Here is a 15,997-nt window from a genome sequence, read left to right as displayed (position 1 = left end):
GACAGCCGGACCCGTCGTGGCAGCCGAACCTGTCGTGACAGCCGGACCCGTCGTGGCAGCCGAACCTGTCGTGACAGCCGGACCCGTCGTGGCAGCCGAACCTGTCGTGACAGCCGGACCCGTCGTGACGGCCGAGCCCGGGCAGGGCGTCGGGACACCGCCGCCGCCCGACCTGTGCGTCGACTCCGACCGACGGGTGCTGCGCTGGCTGGACCGCGAGGTCGAGTTGACCCGCCTGGAGCACGACTTCCTGCGGTGCCTGGTCGGCGCGCCCGGGCAGGTCTGGACCTACGAGCGGCTGCACCTCGAGGTCTGGGGCAACGTGCACCTCGGGCGGGGCTCCGACATGCACTCGGTGGTGCGCAGGGTGCGGCACAAGCTCGCCCGGCTGGGCGCCTCGGCGTCGATCCACGCGGTCCGCGGGGTCGGCTTCCGTCTCGCGTCGCTCTGACCCGTCCGGCCTCTTCGAGGCCCTCTGACGCGGTCCGGCCCGCCTGGTCGGAACCAGGCGGGCCGGATCTGTCAGCTGACGGTCGGCGTCAGCAGCGGACGGGTGACAACGCGAAGTCCTCCACCGTGGGGGTGGCGGTGTTGATCCTCGTCTGCCGGGTCTGGGGCTTCCAGTTGTCCTTGGCGACGATCATCGTCAACGGGTTGTTCCGACGGTCCAGCCAGTAGGCGTACTTGCCCTCGGCGTCCGTGGCGAACGTCCAGGACATCGCCCACGAGTCGACCTGGACGGTGGCACCGGGGAGCGGCGAGCTGGCACCCTGGCAGCTCGTCCCGGTGACCGTGCCCGTCAGCTTGCCCCAGGTGGTCGGCTGCAGCACGTTCATCGTGACCGCCACCGGCTCCACCGTGTACGGGGTGTTCTCCTTGATGGCGACCGAGGCGGTGTAGGTGCCGGGCTGGTCCACGTTCGCCGTCATGCCGACGTTGACCGTGACGGCCTCGCCCGGCGCCAGGGTGGCCGCCGTCTTGTCGATCGTCATCCAGCTGACGTCGGCGGTGCTGACGGCGCACTCCTCGAACCCGGGCAGCGCCTCGCTGTCCCGCGTCGCGGTGAAGCCGCCGGAGGAGCCACCGACCTTGTAGAAGCCGCACGCCGCGCCGCCGCGGTAGCGCGCCGTGTTGGCGTTCGGCAGGCTCGACCACGAGGAGGTGGCCGGGTCGTACGCGAAGCCCACGTTGGTGATGGCGCCACCCTGCGAGCCGCCGACGACCAGGAACTTCCCGTTGGCCACGGCGAACGAGCTGGCCCAGTTGTCGGCCGGCGCGTCGGCGATGGCCGTCCAGGTGTTGGCGCCCGGGTCGAAGGCGTAGCTCGCCTTCTGCGCCACGGAGCCGTCGTTGCCTCCGGTGCAGTAGACGATGCCGTCGATCCCGCCGCAGGAGAGGAAGGCCACCGACTTCGGGTAGTCCGCCAGGGTCTCCCAGCTGTCGCTGGCCGCGTCGTACCGCACGACGTCGTTCGACATCGGCGTGCAGGACGCCGTGGTGCAGCCACCGATGGCGTACAGCTTGCCGCCCGCGACCGCCTGGCCCGCGGCGGAGCGCGGCGCCGGGTTGTCGGCCTTCTCCGTCCAGGTGTTGGCCGCCGGGTCGTACGACCAGGTGGTGCCGTCCGGGCCGGCCGCCGCCCAGCCGCCGGTCGCGATGATCTTGCCGTCCAGGACGCCCACCGTCATGGCGGTACGCGCGCCGGGCAGATCGGCGATCGCGGTCCAGGTCTGCGCGACCGGGTCGTAGGCGTAGTTCTTCGCCGAGGACGCCGAGCCGGTGCCGCCAGCGATGGAGTACACCTTGCCGCCCAGGTTGACCACCCGGTTGTCCATCACCACGGCCGGGTAGTTGGCGATGTCGGTCCAGGGCGCGGCCTGCGGGCCGGCCTCGGGCGACGCCGCCGCCGTCGACTTGCCGGACGTCTTCGCCGCGAACGAGGTCGGGACCTCGAGCCGCTGCACCGGCGCGCCCTGGGAGCCGAGCACCTCCTGCTTGCTCATCCGGGAACCGTCGGCCCGCAGCAGCTCGAACCCGCCGGCGCGCTCACTGAACTCGACGGAGACCGGGGCCCCGCCGGTGTTCGTCACCGTGAACGCCTTGGTGACCTTGCCGCTGGGCATCCGGGCCGTGCCGGTGACCTGGGCCGGCTTGACCGACAGGCGGCCGGCCGCGAGCTGGAAGTTCGCCGCCGTGGCCCAGTCGGCCTGGACGTCGACCCGCTTGCTCTGGCTGACGTAGTTGCCGGCCCGGGCGGTGAACTTGTGGGTGTCCGTCAGCGTCGAGAACAGCCAGTAGAAGCCGTCCGCCAGCCCGGTGTCGTCCGGGGTCGCCACGGTGGTGGCCTTCTCCGCCGGCCGGTCGTCGCTGGTGACGGTGGCGCCGTTGACGTAGCCGTTGTCGTTCTTGTCGCGGACGTGGCCGAGCACCAGGCCGCCATCGACCGGCGTGCAGGTGAGCTGGCTGCCGATCAGGACGTTGTCGATCGACCACCACCACTCGTACGAGGCGTCGTAGTAGCGGAACCGGACCCGCGCCTGAGCCTGGCCAGCGGCCTGCGGGATGGCGACCTCGGTCACCTTCGGGCCACGGACGTCGGCCGCCTGCCGGAGCACGTTGGTCCAGGTGGTCCCGCCGTCGAGGCTGAGGTCGACGTCGGCGCGGTCGCTGCCCAGCCAGTTGTAGTCCTGGTTGAACCGGATGACCGGTGCGGTGACGCCGGTCAGGTCGACGACCGGGCTGACGAGCGAGGTGTCCTGCTTGCCGCCGGAGCCGTACTCGTCGCTGTCGACGATCGCGAAGTTGCCGGTGCCGCCGGTCAGGTTGCCCCGGGCACCGTCGTCCGTGAACTTCCAGACCTGGCCGCTGGCGGCGTGGTCCACCACGGACCAGCCGGCCGGCACGGTGCTGCCGTCGAAGGTCTCGTACTCGCCGTCGGAGCCGAAGCGGTAGCCGGGCGCGGTCGTGCAGGCGTTGGTCTGCACCGGCACCGCCACGTTGGCCGTGGCGTTACCCGTGCCGACCACGACCTGCTTGGTCACCGTCTGGTAGCCCGGGTACTGCGACTCGACCTTCAGGTCGTAGGTGGCGCCGGCCGGCAGCTTGAGGCTGTAGCGGCCGTTGACGGGGGTGGTGTAGTCGGACACGCCCGACTGACCCTGCACGGTCACCTTCGCGTAGAGCGGCCAGCCGTGCCCGGAGCCGTCGGTGACGGTTCCGCTGACGGTGACGCTCGGCACCGCCGTCAGCGCCACGTCGACGGTCGTGGTCGCGTTGCGGGCGACCGTGGCCGGCGTGGTCTTCGCCTGGTAGCCGAACGCCGCCACGGCGACCTGGTAGTCGCCGGCCGGAAGCAGGGACGAGTACGTCCCGTCGGCCCCGGTGGTCAGCTCGCGGTCCGCCGCGCCGGTCAGGGTCACCGTGGCGCCGGCGATCGGGGCGCCGGTGGTCGCGTCCGTGACCTTGCCGGCCAGGGTGCCGGTGTCGCCGATCGGGGCGGCGCTGAGCAGCGCGAGCGCGTCCAGACGGCCCTCGCCGAACACGTTGTTGTCGTCGGTGGTGCCACCGCACTGGGTGTCGGCCTTGTCGGTCGCCGAGTTGTCCAGCAGCGCGCGGGTGGCGTTGACGTCGCCGACGAGCGCCGGAGCGGCGGACCACAGCAGCGCGATCGCGCCCGCGAGGTGCGGGGCGGCCATCGAGGTGCCGTTGTAGCTGGCGTAGCCGCCGCCCGGAATGCTCGACCGGACGTTCACGCCGGGCGCCGCGATGTTGGGCTTGATCTCGCCGTTCTGGCCGGCGCCGCGGGAGGAGAAGCTGGCGATGTTGTTGTTGACGTCGTAGGCGCCGGCGGAGTAGTTGCTGACCAGGCTGCCCGGTGAGCCGCTGGTCTGGCAGGCCGATCCGCTGTTGCCGTTGGACCAGACGCCGAAGATGCCCGACGCGGTCCAGGCCAGCGTCACGTCCTCCATGAACGGGTCGTTGGAGGGCAGCGTGGTTCCCCACGAGTTGTTGATGATGTTCGGGCGCTTGCTCGCGTCCGGGTTCTGGCCGTTGAGGTCCGTCGGCTCGAGCATCCACTGGCCGGAGGTGACCAGCGCCGCGTCGCTCGGGCAGCAGCCGTTGGCCGCGATCCACTTCACGTCGGGTGCGACGCCGATCTGGTTCGCACCGGCGGAGCCGGCCATCGTGCCCATCGTGTGCGTGCCGTGGCCGTTGGTGTCACAGGGCGCGGCGCAGGAGCCGGTGGCGCGGTACCAGTTGTAGTTGTGGTCGAACGTGCCGTCGCCGTTGTTGCCCCGGTAGGAGTTGACCAGCGCGGGGTGGTCGAACTGGACCCCGGTGTCGATGTTCGCCACCGTGATGCCGGCGCCCTTCGCACCGTACTGGGACCAGACGTCGTCGGCGTTGATGTTCGCGATGCCCCACTCGAGGGCGTTCACCGTCTTCTCGTCGGTGCCCTCGGAGACCTCCGGCACCTTGTAGGCGACCGGGGCGTACAGGCCCTCGACCTCGGCGTGCGCGGCGAAGCTCTGCGCCATCGTCAGGGAGCCGCCGCTGACCTTGATCGCGTTGGTCGCCCAGAAGGTCTCGTACTTCGTGCCCGTGCCGTCGAGCTCGGCCCGGATCTTGGACTGGCTGCCGGCGGCGGTCTTCTTCAGGGCGTCGGCGACGGCGGTACCGCGCTTGGCCCAGTCCTTGATGGCGGCGGCCTGGCTGAGGTCCGCCTTGTCCTTGAAGCGGATCCAGAAGTCGCCCTCCGTCTTGCCCTGGAGTGCCTTCGTGAGCTCTGGCCGGATCTTGTCGGACGGGGAGGCCTGTGCGCCTGACCCTGTCGCGGCCAGGCTTGTCGCGGCGAGGATCATCGCCGCACCGGCGCTGACCAGTGATCTGGCCCAGCGCCTGGTGGGTGGACGTGTGAACATTCGGTGGTGCCTCCTCCAGAACGACCCAGAGTGGAACGAGCCATGGTGGAGGGTGCAGGGGCTCGTCTCCGTTCGGATGAGCGGGATCCGACCCCTCCATGCCCCCCAGGGCACCGCGCGGGTCACGCCGGCTGCCCGTCTGGACACTATGATCGACAAGAATGGGCGATCAAGAACTTGCCGTAAGCAATTTGTCACTAGCCGTTGGCCGGCGAATGGGGAGCTTGCCAATGATTGTCACGGTCATGACGAAGATGGGCAGAGGCTGCCCGTAGTTTCCGGGTGGGTGCTGTGGGGGCACGCGACGAAAGCACTGCGCCGGGCGGACCAGATCCGGCCGACGAACCATTTCCGCTGGTGATCGCGGTGACGCCGTCGGCGGCCGAGCGGATACGACTCGCGGAGCGGCTCGACGGGGTCGCGCCGCTGCTGCTGGTCGCCGACCTCGACGAGCTGCGCCGGCTGATCGCGGCGCCGCCGGGGCCCGCCCCGGCGGTGTCGGCGCGCCCGCCGACCGCCGACGACGACGCGCTGCTGATCGACTCGGCCCGGTCGACGGCCCGCAGCCGGGGCCGCGAGATCGGCCTGACGCGCCTCGAGCACGACCTGCTGGCCTGCCTGACCACCGAGCCGATCCGGGTGTGGAGCTACGCCGAGCTGCACCGCTCGGTCTGGCGTGACGAGGGCCGGGAACGCAGGGCGGACGTGCAGTCCCTGGTGAAGCGGCTGCGTCGCAAGCTCCACGAACTCGGCACCGGGGTGGCCATCGACGCGGTGCGCGGCGTCGGGTTCCGGCTGACCGACCATCAGCAGCCGAAGGTCAGCGGTTCAGGATGACTGCCTGACTTGGGCAGCCCGGGTCCGGCCCCGCGCGACCGGCGGGCCGAACCTGACCGGGACGCCGGGGGAATACAGCACGCTCACCGGCGCCCCGGCGGGCGGCGGCAGCCCGGCGGCGGCGACCAGTTCGTCGTCCAGGTGCAACAGCTCCGCCCGGTGCAGCGGCCAGCGGGGATGCCAGTTCGGCAGGTGCAGCGTCCGCCCGTACGCCCGGGTGTGCAGCCCCCAGCGGGCGGTGACGAAGTGCTCCAGCGGGGTCGGGTCGACGACCGGCTCCCCCACCCGCACCACCATGCGGCTCGTCGCGCCCACCGGGCCGGGCCAGCGGCGCCGGCACCGGTAGGTGCGGCGGTCGCCGTCCCGGACCAACCGCATCGCCGACCACATGTACGGCAGCCCCAGGGTCACCCGGGCGACCAGCACCGGGACCAGCCGCGACGCGTCGAGCGATCGGAACACCACCGCGCGCCGGCCGGCGTCGTCCACCGAGTAGAGCCGGACGTTGGTCTCCCAGAAGCTGCCGAAGTACGGGATCCCCGGCCCTCGGCCGAGGCCCAGCCCCACCATCCGGAAGCCGATCAGACCCACGTGGCTGACCCCGTCGAGGGTGTCGGGGTGGGTTCCCTCGGGCAGCAGCGGCGCGACGAGTTCCGGCGCGACCGCCCAGTGCAGGAACGTCAGGTCTTCCCAGCGCTGCCGCAGGATCCCGCGCCGGAACGTCTGCTCGGGCGCGGCGTCGACCGGCTCGATGTGCACGTACCCCATCCTGCCCCGCCGGGGCGGGCGACGTCACCCGGGGCAGCGTCCGGTCTGCCGCCCCGGGGCCGTCGCCGGCGACGCGCGCCGACGCGCGGCCGGTCAACGACGAGCGGCGGCCTCCTCGCCCTCGCGCCCCCTGGGGAGGACCGGATCGGGCGTGCTCCAGGACCGCCACAGGCGGCTGTACCCGCCCCCGGCCGCCAGCAACTGCTCGTGCGTGCCGTGCTCGACGACGCGCCCGTGCTCCAGGACGACGACGCGGTCCGCGGTGGCCGCCTGGCTGAGGCGGTGGGCGACGATCAGCGTGGTACGGCCCTCGGTGGCCGCCGTGGCGGCGCGGTCGAGGTCGCGCGCGCCCGCGCTGCCGGCCTCCGCGGTGGCCTCGTCGAGGACCGCGACGGCGGGGTCGGCGAGGACGAGGCGAGCGAGGGCGAGCTGCTGGGCCTGGGCGGCGGTGACGTGCCGACCGCCCTCCCCCACGCACGTGTCGAGACCGTCGGGCAGGGTACGGAGCCAGTCGGCGACGCCCACGAGGTCGAGCGCGGCGGTGATCTCGGCGTCGGTGGCGTCCGGGTCGGCGAGGCGCAGGTCGTCGCCGAGTGTCCCGGCGAAGACGTGCACCTCCTGGCTGATCAGCGCGATCTCGCGTCGGACGCGGTGCTCGTCCAGGTGGGTCAGCGGCACGCCGCGCAAGCGGACCGAGCCGCTGGTGGGCGCGATGATTCCGGCGGCGACACCGGCGAGCGTGCTCTTGCCCGCGCCACTCGCGCCGACGAGGGCGACGCGTTCCCCCGGTGCGAGACGGAGGGCGACGTCCCGCAGCACGACGGGTCCGTCGTCGTAGCAGTGCCGGTCGACGACCACCTCCAGCGCCGCGGGTTCGAGCGCGCCCGTCCCGGGCCGTTCCGCACGGGCGGGCCCGGAGCCGTCGGGCGCGGCGGTGTCGGGCAGTGTGGTGACGCCGACGAGCCGGGCGAGGCTCGCCCCGGCCTGGAGCACGGAGTCGGACTGGAGCAGCAGCAGGCCGATCGGGTTGAAGAGGCGGTGGAAGTAGAGGGCGGCGGTGGTCGCCGCCCCCACGGTCGCCAGGTCGTCGCGGACCAGCAGGAAACCGGCGAGCAGTACGGCGGCGAGCCCCACGAACTCGGACCGGTTGATCCGCAGCCCGAACCGGGTGTGCAGGCCGAAGATCTCCAACGACAGGTCGCGGGCCGTGGCGGAGCGATCGGCGATCCGATCGACGTGTGCGTCCTCCATCCGGTACGCGCGCACGGTCGCGGCGCCGCGCAGCGCCCCCGCCATGGCCTGTGCCCGCTCGCCGGTCGCCACCCGCTCGCGCGCGTAGTACGGGACGGACCGCTTCAGGTACCAGTAGAGCGCCAACGCGTAGGCGGGGGCGGCGGCCAGCCCGGCGAGGCCGAGCCGCCAGTCGAGGGCGAAGAGCCCCGCCGCGGTCAGCACGATGGACAGCAGCGCGCCGAGGAAGGCGGGTCCGCTGGTGGCGATCACGTTCGTCACCACGGCCACGTCGTCGCCGGCGCGGGCCACCAGGTCCCCGGTGCCGGCGCGCTCCAGCGTGGCCGACGGCAGGTGCAGGGCGCGGTCGAGGACCCGCTCCCGCAGCCGCGCCAGCACGGTCTCGCCGAGGCGTGCGGTGAGCGCGGCGCCGATCGCGGTGAGGAGGCCGGCGAGCACCGCGGCGCCCGCGATCACCCCTGCCCAGGCCACGATGCGGGGCGTGTCGGCACCGGCGATGACGTCGTCGACGAGGCGGCCGAGCACCCAGGGGGCGACCAGCCCGGCCGCCGCCGCGGCGACCAGCAACGTGCCGGCGGCGGCGCTGAGCCCGGGCAGCCGGGCGAACTCGACCCGGAGGGCGGCCCAGGTCTGCCGCGCGGTGGCCGTGGGCAGCAGCCGCCTGGTCCGCAGGCCGGGCGTGCTCGACTCGTCGGTCATCGCAGGACCTCCTCCCGGTAGCGGGCGTCGCTGGCGAGCAGGTGCTCGTGCGGGCCCTCGGCGACGACCCGCCCGCGGTCGATCACGACGACCCGGTGCGTGCTGCGCAGCAGGACCGGGCTGTTGGTGATCAGCACCGTGCCGCGGGCCGCCGCCGCGCGGGCCGAGGTCAGCCCCTCGGCGAGCAGTGCCTCGGTCACCGCGTCGACCGCCGTGGTGGGGTTGTGCAGCACCAGCACCGGCGGGTCGGCGACGAGCGCCCTGGCCAGCCCGATCCGCTGCCGTTGCCCGCCGGAGAGGTTGGCGCCCCGCTCGGTGAGCAGCCGGTCGAGGCCGTGCGGGTGGGCGGCGAGCACGTCCTCGGCCGCCGCGGCGCGTACGGCGGCGCGCAGGACCGCCTCGTCGGCGTCGGCGCCAGCGGCGAGGTTGGCGCGCAGCGTCCCCTCGAACAACGCCACGTCGTGCTGCTCGACCAGGAGAATGCCGCGTACGGCGTCGACGTGCAGGTCCTCGGCGGGCACGCCGTCGACGTACAGCGTGCCCCGGTAGTCCTCCCGGGGCACCCGGCCGGACAGCAGCGTCACCAGCGCCTCGGCCTCGCTCGGGTCGTGGGCGAGCACACCCAGGACCTCACCGGCGCCGACCCGCAGGCACAGCCCGTCGAGTCCGGCGTACCCGACCGCGTCGAGGGTGAGCCGCGCCGGGTCCGGGGCGGGTGGCCCGGCGGTACCCGGCCGGGTGAGCGGCTCGGCGCCGAGCACCCGGGCGACCCGCCCGGCGCTGGCGCGGGCCATGGCGAACAGCTGCACGGACCAGCCCAGCGTCTGCACGGGTTCGGCGACGAACTGGGCCAGCCCGACGACGGCGACGAGTTCGCCGACGGTGAGCCGGCCCTGGATCGCGAGCCAGCCGGCGACCCCGGCGACCGCCGCGAGGAAGAGGCCGTTGACGGTGGTGGTGAGCCCGAGGTGCAGGCCCTTGGTGGTGGCGGCGCGCAGGGTGACGTCGAGGGCGTGGCGGCTGGCGGCCGCGTAGCGGCGGGCGGCGTGGTCCTGCGCGCCGATGCCGCGCAGCACGCGCAGGCCGGTGACGAGGTCGACGGCGAGCGAGGTCGTGGCGGCGAGGGCCTCCTGCTGCGCGGCGCTGCGCCGGCTGAGCAGCGGCGCCATCCGTTGCAGGGCGACGACCACCAGCGGCACGCCGACGAGCACGCCCAGCCCGAGGGGGACGTCGACGACGAGCAGCGCGACGGCGGAGACCGCGATGGCGGTGAGCGCGGCGGCGCAGAGCCCCGCGACCCGTACGACGAGCGCGGTCAACTCGGCGTCGGAGGCGGTGACGGACAGCAGCTCGCCGTCGCGCATGCCGGAGCGGTTCCCGCGCGGGTCGAGGGCGCTGCGGGCGATCTCGACGCGCAGGAGGTGGGCCTCCTGCTCCAGGGCGGCGTACCCGAGGCGGGCGCCGGTGCGGTAGGCGAAGGCGAGGACGGTGAACAGGACGGCGAGACCGGCGAGGGAGAGCAGCAGCGCCCGTACGTCCCCGGTGGCGACCGCCCGGTCGATGATCACGCCGATCGCGACCGGGACGAGGGCCTCGGTGGCCTGGTGGGTGCAGAGCAGTGCGGTGCCGGCCACCACGCGGCCGCGCTGGCGGCGCAGGGCGCGGCGCAGGACCGTCCCGCCGCTGATCTTCTCGGCTGCCATGTGCGTCAGACCCCGACGGGCGCGACGGGGACGCCCGGCCGGCCGGCGGACGGGGCGCCGCAGCCGGCCGGCACGGTGACGTCGGCCCAGGTGGTGACGTCGGCCCAGGTGGGGTTCAGGGTCCGCACCCCGGGGTCGCACGCGACCCGGAGAAACGACGATGTGTGCACGAGCTGCGCCCTCCCAGCGATCGAGGGCCAGGTTAGCCTCACCTAATGGCTCCGGTGAACGGGGGCTCGGCGACCGTCAGGCGCGCCGGGGCCCGGGCTGGTCGTCACGTGGTGGCGGCCGATCGGCAGCATCAGCGGCTTCTGCGACGTCGGATCGACGATCACCTGGCTTTCGAGGCCGAACACCGCGCGGACGCACTCCTGCGTCAGGACCCGCGCCGGCTCTCCTGCGGCGTGCAGCCTGCCGGCGGCCAGCGCGATGAGGTGGTCCGCGTACCGGGCGGCGAGGTTGAGGTCGTGCAGCACCATGACGATGGTCGTGCCGCGCGTCAGGTTGAGGTCCGTGAGCAGGTCGAGGACCTCGACCTGATGGCTGACGTCGAGGAACGTCGTCGGTTCGTCGAGCAGCAACAGGTCCGTCTGCTGGGCCAGGGCCATCGCGATCCAGACCCGTTGCCGCTGGCCGCCGGAGAGCTCGTCGACCGGGCGGTCGGCGAGGTCCGCCGTCTGCGTCGCGTCCAGGGCCGCCGCCACGGCGGCGTCGTCCTCCCGGCTCCAGCGCGAGAACACGCGCTGGTGCGGGTTGCGGCCACGACCGACGAGGTCGGCCACGGTGATCCCCTCGGGCGCCGTCGGCGACTGGGGAAGCAGGCCGAGGGTACGGGCCAGTTGCCTGGCCGGCAGCCGGTGCACCTGCTCACCGTCGAGCAGGACGTGGCCGGCGCGGGGCGCCAGCAGGCGCGACATCGACCGCAGCAGGGTCGACTTGCCGCACGCGTTCGCGCCGACGATCGCCGTGATCTTCCCGGGCGGCACGAGGAGGTCGAGCGAGTCGATGACGACGCGGTCGGCATAGCCGAGCGTCAGGCTCTCGACCGCGAGCGTGTGGGTGGTGGTCACAGCGTGCCTCCCGCGCGGTTCGTACGGATGAGCAGGTAGATGAGGTAGGGGGCGCCGAGCACGCCGGTGACGACGCCCACGGGGAAGCGTGTGTCGAAGGCGAACTGACCGGCGAAGTCCGCGACGAGCACCAGCAGGGCGCCGACGAGGGCGGAGGGCAGCAGCAGCGAGCCGGCCGGGCCGACGATCCGGGCGGCGATCGGCCCGGAGAGGAAGGCGACGAAGGCGATCGGCCCGGTCGCCGCCGTGGCGAAGGCGATGAGACCGACGGCCGCGACGATGACCAGGATCCGGGTGCGCTCCAGGCGTACGCCGAGCGCCGCCGCGGTGTCGTCGCCCAACTGCATCATGGAGAGGTTGCGGGCCTGACCCAGCAGCACCGGTGCCAGGACGGCCACAGCGACCGCCACCGGGACGGTCTCCGCCCAGGTGGCGCCGTTGAGGCTGCCGGTCAGCCAGCGCATCGCCTCCTGCAGGTCCCATTCGGCGGCCTGGGTCAGGACGTACGCGGTGATGCTGTCGAGCATCGCGGCGATGCCGATGCCGATCAGGACCAGGCGGGTTCCCGCGACGCCGTCCCTGAACGACAGCGTGTAGACGACCAGCGCCACCGCCAAGCCGACGACGATCGCGAAGGCGGACACCCCCGCCTCCCCGAGGTGCAGCGTCACGATCGCGAAGGCGGCCGCGGCGCTCGCTCCGGAACTGATGCCGATGATGTCGGGGCTGGCCAGCGGGTTGCGCAGCATCGTCTGGAAGGTGACGCCGCCGAGCCCGAAGCAGGCCCCGGCCAGGATCGCGAGGACCGCCCGGGGCAGGCGGAGCGTGCCCACCGTGAAGGAGGCCCCGGGGACGTCCTCGCCGGCGATCACCGCCAGCACGTCCGCCGGCGGGTAGAAGGTGCGCCCCACCATCAGCGAGACGGCGAACGCGGCGACGACGAGGGCGGCCAGCACGACGAGCACGCCGCGTCGCCGGAGCGTACGGCGAACCCGGCCGTGGGTGACCGCCTCGAGAGTCGTGGTGCTCACAGCTCGCGCACTTTCTGCCGGCGGACGATGTAGATGAAGAAGGGGGCGCCGATCAGCGCCGTCACGATGCCCACGTCGATCTCCGCCGGGCGCGCCACCACCCGGCCGACGACGTCCGCGGCGGTCAGCAACGACGCGCCGAGGAGCGCGGAGTACGGCAGCAGCCACCGGTGGTCGAGCCCGACCAGCAGGCGGCACACGTGCGGGACGACCAGGCCGACGAACCCGATGGGTCCGGCGACCGCCGTGGCGGCGCCGCAGAGCAGCACGGCACCGATCGCCGCGACGGCCCGCACGACGGCCACCCGTTCGCCGAGTCCCGCCGCGAGTTCGTCGCCGAGCGCGAGCGAGTTCAGGGCCCGGGCCGACAGGAGGCAGATCGCGAAACCGACGGCGAGGAACGGCAGTGCCTGCCGGATGCTGTCGTAGGTCGCACCGCCGACCCCGCCGATCTGCCACGAACGGAAGCCGCCGGCCACGTCGTTGCGGGGCAGCACGAAGGCGCTGATCAGCGACGCGAGCGCGGCGGACGTGGCGGCACCGGCGAGGGCGAGCTTGAGTGGCGTCGGGCCACCGCGCCCCAGGGAGCCGACGGCGTACACGAAGACGGCCGCGAGGCCGGCGCCGAGGATCGCCGCCCAGAGGTAGCCGGTCGCCGAGGAGAGGCCGAAGGTGACCATCGCGGTGACCACGGCGAGCGACGCCCCCATGTTCACGCCCAGGATGCCGGGGTCGGCCAGCGGGTTGCGGGTCACGCCCTGCATGACCGCCCCGGACAGGCCGAGGGCCGCGCCGACGACCACGGCGAGCAGGGTCCGCGGGATCCGCTTGGTGACGGCGGCCTGCTCCATGGTGCCGTCCGCGCCCTGCAACGCGGCGAGGATGTCGGACCATCCGACGGTGCGGGAGCCCAGCGCGACCGACGCCACCATGACCGCCAGCAGCACCGCGGCCGCGACGAGGAACCACAGCAGCCGTACCCGGGCCGGACGCCGCACCACGGCGACGTCCGGCAGGGCGCGCGAGTCGAGCGTGGTCATGACACCTTGTCGGCGGCCTTGGCGAGCATCGCGACGTAGTCGTTCAGCACGAACGGGATGGCCAGCGGGGTCGGGTTCGCCGCGGTGCCCAGCGGCGTGCTGCCGGAGAGCATCACGACCGAGCCGCGCTTGATGGCGGGGATCTTCGACAGCAGCGGGTCGGCCTGCGCGGCGGCGAGCAGCTTCTCGTCTCCGTAGGCGACGATGACGTCCACGTCGTCGAAGACCTGGATCTGCTCGGCACTCTGGTCGAGCGTGAACTTGTCGGTGCCGGCGGAGAGCCCGGCGATGCTTGCCGGCGCCTTCATCCCGAGGTCCGCGAAGAACTGGGCCCGGGTGTCGTGCGTCGTGTAGAAGCCGATCTTGCTGAGGTCGGTCGGGTCGACGTGCGTCATGAACATCGCCGACTTCCCTGCCAGTTGCGGGTGCTTCCCGGCGGCGTCGGCCATCTGCTTCTCGATGTCGGCGATCAGCGCGTCGCCCTCCTTGGTCAGGCCGAGGGCCTGGCTCTCCAGCTTGATCGTGTCGCGCCACGCCGTGGCCCAGGGCGCCTTCGGGTACGCGACCACCGGGGCGATCTTGCTCAGGGTGTCGTAGTCCTGCTGGGTCAGACCCGAGTACGCGGCGAGGATGACGTCGGGCTTGGTGTCCGCGACCGCCTCGAAGTTGATGCCGTCGTTCTCGTCGAAGAGCACCGGGGCTGTCCCGCCCAGCGACTTGAGCTTTTCGGCGACCCACGGCAGGACGCCGTCGTTGTCGTCGTCGCCGAAGTTGGCCTTCGCCATTCCCACGGGAACGATGCCGAGGGCCAGCGGAACCTCGTGGTTCGCCCAGGCCACTGTCGCGACCCGCTTCGGCTTCTCCTTGATCGTCGTCGTGCCGAGCGCGTGCGTGATCGTGACGGGGAACGCCGAGGAGCCGCCGTCGGTCGAGGCGTCCTCGGCCTTCGACGAACCGCCGCACGCGGTGAGCGCCAACGTGGCGGCCATGGCGACGACCCCGGTGAGGAGGCGGTTTGAGCGCATGAAAGTACACCTCAATGCTGGTAAGGGGAGGCTAACCTAACACAGGCTCCAAGGCTGTCCTGATCTACGGCGGGGTCGCCATGAAGGGCCCCCGCATGCCGTTCCACCTGCGGTTACGGAGGCGGCACAGTCCGTGCCGCGCCGCGCGACCGACCGGGGGCGGGATTTCGGCCAACCCAGGAGAGGCTAACCTAACTTCGGAGTCAGGAGATGGCTCGCGATCCACGAAGGAGCGACGTCATGACCGTCGGCACCATTGCGGTCGAAGCCGGGGTGATCAGGCGCCCGATGCTCGCCGAGGTCGTCGCCAACCGGCCGCTCACACCTCACCTGCGGCGCATCACCCTGACCGGCGCCGAGCTCGATCGCTTCGGCTACGACGGGCCCGACCAGCTGGCACGGATCTTCCTCGCCCCCGCACCCGGCGTCGAACTGCACCTGCCGGGCTCGCCGCAGTGGTGGCCCGCCCTGCAGGCCATGCCGGCGGAGCAGCGACCGGTGGTCCGCAACTACACCGTCCGGCGCCTGGACGCCGGGCGGCGCGAGCTGGACATCGACTTCGTGCTGCACGGCGACGGCGGGCCGGCCTCCGCCTGGGCGCGCAGAGCCGCGCCCGGCGACCGGATCGGCGTGCTCAGTGACGGCGCCGCGTACGCCCCGCCCGCCGACACCGACTGGCAGCTGCTCGTCGGCGACGAGACGGCCATGCCGGCGATCACCGCGGCTGTCGAGGCGCTGCCGCCGGACGCGCGGGCGATCGCGCTGATCGAGGTGGGTTCCGCGGAACACGAGATCGGGGTGCGCACGCCGGCCGGGGTCACGCTGACCTGGCTGCACCGGGGCGGCACACCGGCGGGCGGCAGCGACGTGGTGATCCGCACGCTGCGGGACCTGGCGTTCCCGGCCGGCACGCCGTACGCCTTCGTCGCGGGCGAGTCCGCCATGGTCACGACCGTCCGTCGGCACCTGTGCACCGAACGCGGCATCGCCAAGGAGCGCGTCTACTTCGGCGGCTACTGGAAGCTCGCCCCGCACTGAGCGCCCGCCGGCCGGTGTGCCCGCCGGGGCACCCGGAGCCGCCGCGCGCGGGGCAGCCTCCTGCGTACGCGCCCGGGGCCCGCCCCACGGTCAGGGCGGGCCGGGGTCCGCTGGCCGCGACCGGGTTGACGCGTCGGTGCGGTGGTGCTCGCGCCGCGCGGGTCGCAGCAGGCCGCGGGCGATCAGTTCGACGGTGAGGACGACGGCGACGGCCTCGACCGCGAGGAGCCCGACGAGCACGACCAGCTGCGTCACCCCGGCGGCCAGGGGGCTCGCTCCACCGAGCAGCACCCCGACGAACGCGCCCGGCAGGGTCACCAGGCCCACCGTCCGGGTCTGGTCCAGTGCGGGGACCAGCGCCTGCCCGGCCGCCGGGCGGCACACCAGCAACACCGCCTCGCGTGGCAGCAGGCCCAGGGCCAGGGCGGCCTCCACCTCGCCGCGCCGGCCGGTCAGCTCGTCCAGTGCCCGACGGCCGGCCAGCGAGGTGGCGGTCATCGCCCCGCCGATCAGGATCCCCGCCACCGGAACGATCGCGATGCCCCGCAGCGGCACCAGGCCCGACAGCAGCAGCCCCAGCACCACCAGCATGCTTCCCGCGACGATCGGAGCG

The 15,997-nt window shown here is 73.1% G+C and carries 13 protein-coding genes; 3 read left to right on the top strand and 10 right to left on the bottom strand.

The features are described 5' to 3' along the window. The first annotated feature begins 124 nt into the window (after nt 1-124). Nucleotides 125-451, top strand: a complete 327-nt coding sequence (locus F6X68_RS20675) for a winged helix-turn-helix domain-containing protein (RefSeq protein WP_225852329.1) — start codon at nt 125-127, stop codon at nt 449-451. Between the two features lie 88 nt (nt 452-539). Here the strand turns inward: F6X68_RS20675 and F6X68_RS20670 are convergent, their stop codons facing one another. Then, nucleotides 540-4,922, bottom strand: a complete 4,383-nt coding sequence (locus F6X68_RS20670) for a S8 family serine peptidase (RefSeq protein WP_151455837.1) — start codon at nt 4,920-4,922, stop codon at nt 540-542. A gap of 357 nt (nt 4,923-5,279) precedes the next feature. On the opposite strand from F6X68_RS20670, the gene F6X68_RS20665 reads away from it, so the two are divergent. After that, on the top strand, nt 5,280-5,759 hold the full coding sequence (locus F6X68_RS20665) for a winged helix-turn-helix domain-containing protein (protein ID WP_225852328.1): 480 nt from the start codon (nt 5,280-5,282) through the stop codon (nt 5,757-5,759). On the opposite strand, the gene F6X68_RS20660 is transcribed toward F6X68_RS20665, so the two are convergent. From F6X68_RS20660 to F6X68_RS20630, 8 genes are all read right to left on the bottom strand, one after another. Then, on the bottom strand, nt 5,751-6,518 hold the full coding sequence (locus tag F6X68_RS20660; protein ID WP_151455835.1) for a YqjF family protein: 768 nt from the start codon (nt 6,516-6,518) through the stop codon (nt 5,751-5,753). The genes F6X68_RS20665 and F6X68_RS20660 overlap by 9 nt on opposite strands. 102 nt (nt 6,519-6,620) lie before the next feature. After that, nucleotides 6,621-8,477: an ABC transporter ATP-binding protein gene (locus tag F6X68_RS20655; RefSeq protein WP_151455834.1), complete on the bottom strand. Its 1,857-nt coding sequence runs from the start codon at nt 8,475-8,477 to the stop codon at nt 6,621-6,623. Next, on the bottom strand, nt 8,474-10,180 hold the full coding sequence (locus F6X68_RS20650; protein WP_151455833.1) for an ABC transporter ATP-binding protein: 1,707 nt from the start codon (nt 10,178-10,180) through the stop codon (nt 8,474-8,476). The genes F6X68_RS20655 and F6X68_RS20650 overlap by 4 nt, the downstream gene beginning before the upstream one ends. Nucleotides 10,181-10,185: 5 nt before the next feature. Continuing rightward, a complete protein-coding gene (locus F6X68_RS34675; protein ID WP_255474756.1) occupies nt 10,186-10,308 on the bottom strand; it encodes a hypothetical protein in 123 nt (40 codons plus the stop codon). Nucleotides 10,309-10,392: 84 nt separating this feature from the next. After that, a complete protein-coding gene (locus tag F6X68_RS20645) occupies nt 10,393-11,250 on the bottom strand; it encodes an ABC transporter ATP-binding protein (RefSeq protein WP_151455832.1) in 858 nt (285 codons plus the stop codon). Continuing rightward, complete coding sequence (locus F6X68_RS20640; protein WP_151455831.1) at nt 11,247-12,281, bottom strand: iron chelate uptake ABC transporter family permease subunit; 1,035 nt, start codon at nt 12,279-12,281, stop codon at nt 11,247-11,249. The genes F6X68_RS20645 and F6X68_RS20640 overlap by 4 nt, the downstream gene beginning before the upstream one ends. Next, nucleotides 12,278-13,321 carry an iron ABC transporter permease gene (locus F6X68_RS20635; RefSeq protein WP_151455830.1) on the bottom strand — a complete coding sequence of 348 codons (1,044 nt, stop codon included), beginning with the start codon at nt 13,319-13,321 and terminating at the stop codon, nt 12,278-12,280. Before F6X68_RS20635 ends, F6X68_RS20640 begins: the two co-directional genes overlap by 4 nt. Next, a complete protein-coding gene (locus F6X68_RS20630) occupies nt 13,318-14,346 on the bottom strand; it encodes an iron-siderophore ABC transporter substrate-binding protein (protein ID WP_151455829.1) in 1,029 nt (342 codons plus the stop codon). Before F6X68_RS20630 ends, F6X68_RS20635 begins: the two co-directional genes overlap by 4 nt. Before the next feature lie 240 nt (nt 14,347-14,586). On the opposite strand from F6X68_RS20630, the gene F6X68_RS20625 reads away from it, so the two are divergent. After that, nucleotides 14,587-15,384: a siderophore-interacting protein gene (locus F6X68_RS20625; RefSeq protein ID WP_192581473.1), complete on the top strand. Its 798-nt coding sequence runs from the start codon at nt 14,587-14,589 to the stop codon at nt 15,382-15,384. 90 nt (nt 15,385-15,474) lie between these two features. Here F6X68_RS20625 and F6X68_RS20620 read toward each other — a convergent pair. Continuing rightward, on the bottom strand, nt 15,475-15,997 hold a 523-nt coding region (locus tag F6X68_RS20620), incomplete at its 5' end, for an ABC transporter permease (RefSeq protein WP_151455827.1).

Origin of the sequence: Micromonospora sp. AMSO12t (assembly GCF_008806585.1) — a bacterium.
Classification (GTDB): domain Bacteria; phylum Actinomycetota; class Actinomycetes; order Mycobacteriales; family Micromonosporaceae; genus Micromonospora; species Micromonospora reichwaldensis.
This window is presented reverse-complemented; position numbering and strand designations above follow the sequence as displayed.

Excerpts from the sequence above, each read along its gene's own strand:
- F6X68_RS20635 (WP_151455830.1), bottom strand. The coding sequence starts at position 13,321 with ATGACCACGCTCGACTCGCGCGCCCTGCCGGACGTCGCCGTGGTGCGG.
- F6X68_RS20625 (WP_192581473.1), top strand. The coding sequence starts at position 14,587 with ATGACCGTCGGCACCATTGCGGTCGAAGCCGGGGTGATCAGGCGCCCG.
- F6X68_RS20655 (WP_151455834.1), bottom strand. The coding sequence starts at position 8,477 with ATGACCGACGAGTCGAGCACGCCCGGCCTGCGGACCAGGCGGCTGCTG.
- F6X68_RS20650 (WP_151455833.1), bottom strand. The coding sequence starts at position 10,180 with ATGGCAGCCGAGAAGATCAGCGGCGGGACGGTCCTGCGCCGCGCCCTG.
- F6X68_RS20670 (WP_151455837.1), bottom strand. The coding sequence starts at position 4,922 with ATGTTCACACGTCCACCCACCAGGCGCTGGGCCAGATCACTGGTCAGC.
- F6X68_RS20630 (WP_151455829.1), bottom strand. The coding sequence starts at position 14,346 with ATGCGCTCAAACCGCCTCCTCACCGGGGTCGTCGCCATGGCCGCCACG.